The organism is Polaromonas sp. P1_G4 (genome assembly GCF_056405475.1).
In genome coordinates this window covers 1-3328 of the sequence record NZ_JBFUCA010000478.1, presented here as the reverse complement: position 1 = coordinate 3328, position 3328 = coordinate 1, and the positions used below count along the sequence as shown (strand labels likewise).

At 62.3% G+C, this 3328-nt stretch carries 3 protein-coding genes and 1 pseudogene; 1 reads left to right on the top strand and 3 read right to left on the bottom strand.

Annotated features, from left to right (window positions below; translation table 11 throughout):
- The first annotated feature begins 337 nt into the window (after positions 1-337).
- Positions 338-982, top strand: a complete 645-nt coding sequence (locus tag AC1D1X_RS19075; protein WP_477698900.1) for a response regulator — start codon at positions 338-340, stop codon at positions 980-982.
- A gap of 63 nt (positions 983-1045) precedes the next feature.
- On the opposite strand, the gene AC1D1X_RS19070 is transcribed toward AC1D1X_RS19075, so the two are convergent.
- The 3 genes and pseudogenes from AC1D1X_RS19070 to AC1D1X_RS19060 form a co-directional block, all read right to left on the bottom strand.
- Positions 1046-2407, bottom strand: a complete 1362-nt coding sequence (locus AC1D1X_RS19070; protein WP_477669579.1) for an MBL fold metallo-hydrolase — start codon at positions 2405-2407, stop codon at positions 1046-1048.
- 154 nt (positions 2408-2561) lie between these two features.
- Positions 2562-2855, bottom strand: a pseudogene (locus AC1D1X_RS19065) (ATP-binding cassette domain-containing protein); the annotation flags it as partial.
- 16 nt (positions 2856-2871) lie between these two features.
- Positions 2872-3328, bottom strand: a 457-nt coding sequence (locus AC1D1X_RS19060) for a nitroreductase family protein (RefSeq protein ID WP_477698899.1), incomplete at its 5' end; no start/stop codon positions are given.

Sequence of the window (3328 nt, the reverse complement as noted above, 5' to 3'; positions counted from 1 at the left end):
GTTCTCCTGTGTTGATGTGCCGCAGTCTAGGAGCGCCTCAGTACCGCAGGCTTGATTCACGTCAACAACACACTGCTGCACAGACCTTAGTTCTAATTGATGCCAATCTCGCTGGACGCCGTTGACCGAAAAGCAATCCTGCGAGCGGACTGCTTTGAAAAACGATGAGCAGATACGCATCTATCGCTGTATCGCAATGAGGTACAGGAATAAGATCGAATGGCAACAGCTGAGTCTGTACTCGTCTTTACCCTCTTCTGCGCTCAGTGACGTGATGCCAGGCTGCATTGTTTAGTCACAGTCGATAGGTCACCGTAGCCAAAGCTGGGAGTGTCAAATGATCAGGATTGTCATAGCCGACGACCACGCAATTRTGCGAGAGGGCCTCAAGCGCATTGTTTCGTCTATGGAAGACGTGGAAGTGGCTGGAGAGGCGGGGAACGGCACCGAAGTGATGCAACAGGTGCGTGGCTTGGCCTTTGACATACTGATTTTGGATCTCTCTATGCCGGGGCGCAGTGGCATGGAGCTGATTAAGCTGATCCGTAATGAAAGACCGCAATTACGGATGCTCATTTTGAGCATGCACCAAGAACTCCAATATGCTGTGAGAGCCATCAAGAACGGCGCCAGCGGTTACCTGACCAAAGAGAGCGYACCAGCTCAGTTGGAGCAGGCCATACGCAAGGTGGCTTCTGGTGGCGCCTTTATCAGTGCCGAGGTTGCCGAGCAGCTTGCATTGGGCGCTATGCCCGGAGGCCAAACAGCTTCGCACGACTGCCTGTCCAATCGCGAGTTTGAAGTCCTGCAATTCCTGGTGGCAGGCATTTCTATTACTAATATCGGCACGACATTAAATCTGTCGGTTAAGACCGTTAGCACTCACAAGGCCCATCTCATGCAAAAGATGGGTCTTCATAGTCAGAGCGAGTTGATCCGCTACGCGCTCAAGCACGGGCTGGCCGAACCGCTGGATACCTGAAAGCCGTCACAGCAGACACCAGGTGACCAGCATCTACATGGCTGGTGATGCATCGGTCTGTACTCAGCTGAGAGAAACCGACTCCAGATAGCAGGGCAGGTGGCAGGGCCAATGCAGTTCACGTTCGATCCGCTGGCGCATGGCGTCGGCCGCTGCTGGCTCGCCGTGGGTGATGAAGGTCTGCCTGGGCGCGGACTTGAAGCCGCGCAGCCAACCCATGATTTCAACCGCATCCGAATGGGCCGACAGGTCGTCCAGCAGCGCCACTTCTGCGCGCACCGGCACGTCCTGGCCGTGGATGCGCACCGAGGGCGCGCCGCCGGCGATGAGCGCGCCGCGCGTGCCGCCGGGCTGGAAGCCGGCAAACACGATGGTGTTGCGCTTGTCGGGCGCGAAGGCTTTGAGATGGTGGACCACACGTCCGCCGGTCGCCATGCCGCTGGCGGCGATGATGACCATGGGACCATGTTTGGCATTGAGCAGGCGCGACTCCTCGGGTGACTCGACGATGTGGGCGGTATGTGCCATGGCTTCGCACTCCGCGGGTGTCAGCCGCAGTTCGGCCTTGTGCTTGAGGTACACCTGCGTCGCTTTGGCCGCCATCGGGCTATTGAGATACACAGGCAGTTTGCGCGTAATCACGCCCTGGGTTTTGAGGATTTCAATGCAGTGCAGCAGGCTTTGCGCGCGCCCCACCGCAAAAGCCGGGATCACCACCACCCCGCCGCGCGCGGCCGTGCGGTTGATTACCTGGCCCAGCGCCAGCAGAGGGTCGGAGTCCTTATGTAGACGRTCCCCATAAGTGGATTCCACCACCAGGTAGTCGGCGCCGTCCATCTGCGAAGGCGGCTTGAGCACAAGGTCGTTGGGGCGGCCTATGTCCCCGGAAAACAGGATGGAGCGCGAGCCGTTGTCCAGCCGCACAAAAGACGAGCCCACCATATGGCCCGAAGGTGTCAGGCTGGCGTTCAAGCCCGGCGCCGGGTGCCAGTGTTTGCCGCTGGGCACCGGGTGCAGCAGCTTGAGGCAGCGCAGCGCGTCCTCGCGCGTGTACAGCGGCAGGGCCGGTGCGTGCTTCGAAAAGCCGTGCCGGTTGGCGTATTCGGCTTCTTCTTCCTGCAGGTGGCCGGCGTCGGGCAGCAGGATGCGGCACAGGTCGGCCGTGCCCGGGGTGCAGAATACCTTGCCTTTGAACCCTTGTCGCGCCAGCAGCGGAAGGTAGCCGCTGTGGTCGATATGAGCATGCGTGAGGATCACGGCATCGATGCTGGCCGGGTCCACCGGTAACGGAGACCAGTTGCGCAGCCGCAGCGGCTTGTAGCCCTGGAACAGCCCGCAGTCGACCAGCACCGTGGACTCGCCGTGGCGGACCAGGTATTTGGAGCCGGTGACGGTGTCGGTGGCACCGAGGAATTGGATCTTCATAGCGCCAGCTTAGGCGCGTCGTAGACCGGCGCGTTTGATATAGCGCAGACAGTGCGCATTTTGAGACTTGGAGGGGGCGGCCCCTGATGCTGGATCAAGGTACCAGTACGGCGGCCCCGTTGAGCCGGCCGGCCCGCAGGTCGGCCAGCGCCTCGTTGTAGAACTGGAATACGAAGCCCACGTGCCTGCGCCTGTACCCGGTGAGTTCCGTATCGCCGGCGCCGTTGAGCGCATGGCCGTCGAATTCAAGCTCGCCGCTCGTGGGAACGTCCAGCCCGCCGATGATGTTCAGCAGCGTCGATTTCCCGCTGCCCGATGCGCCGAGAAGCACGATGAACTCGCCGGCCCGGACCTCCAGGTTCACGTCGCGAAGCGCGTGCACGGCGGTCTCGCCCGACCCGTAGGTCTTGCAAAGCCGGCGTACGGAGAGCACCGCTGGGCTGGACATGGGTACGGCGCGTGGTTCAGGCCGCCGCGGGGTAGCCGATGGTCTGTGACAGCAGCACCTGCTGGTCGTGCGTCAGGCCCAGCGCATCGGCGATCGCCGCTTGGTCTATCCACGCGCGTATCACCGCGCCCAGGCCGCTGCTGGCGGCGTAGAGGTAGGCGTTCTGCGCCATGGCCCCGGCCGCGACATGCGCATAGGCCTCGCGGCGGCCGGCGGGGATAAAGCGCATGCGCGCATGGTCAGCGACATAGACCAGGTCCAGCGGCGCATCGTCGACAAAATCCTGGTAGCCGGTGATGCGCCGCAGGTCGGCACCCGCGGCCAGATGCAACTCGTGCCTGGCGGCGTCGTAGCGGTAGGCGCCGGCCGGCAGGGCCGCGAAAATCTCGATCTCATGCGCGCCCAGCGCCGAAGGCGCCGTGCGCCCGCCGTCGTCGCGGTTGACGCCGCCGGCCGCCCACAGCAGGCTGGAC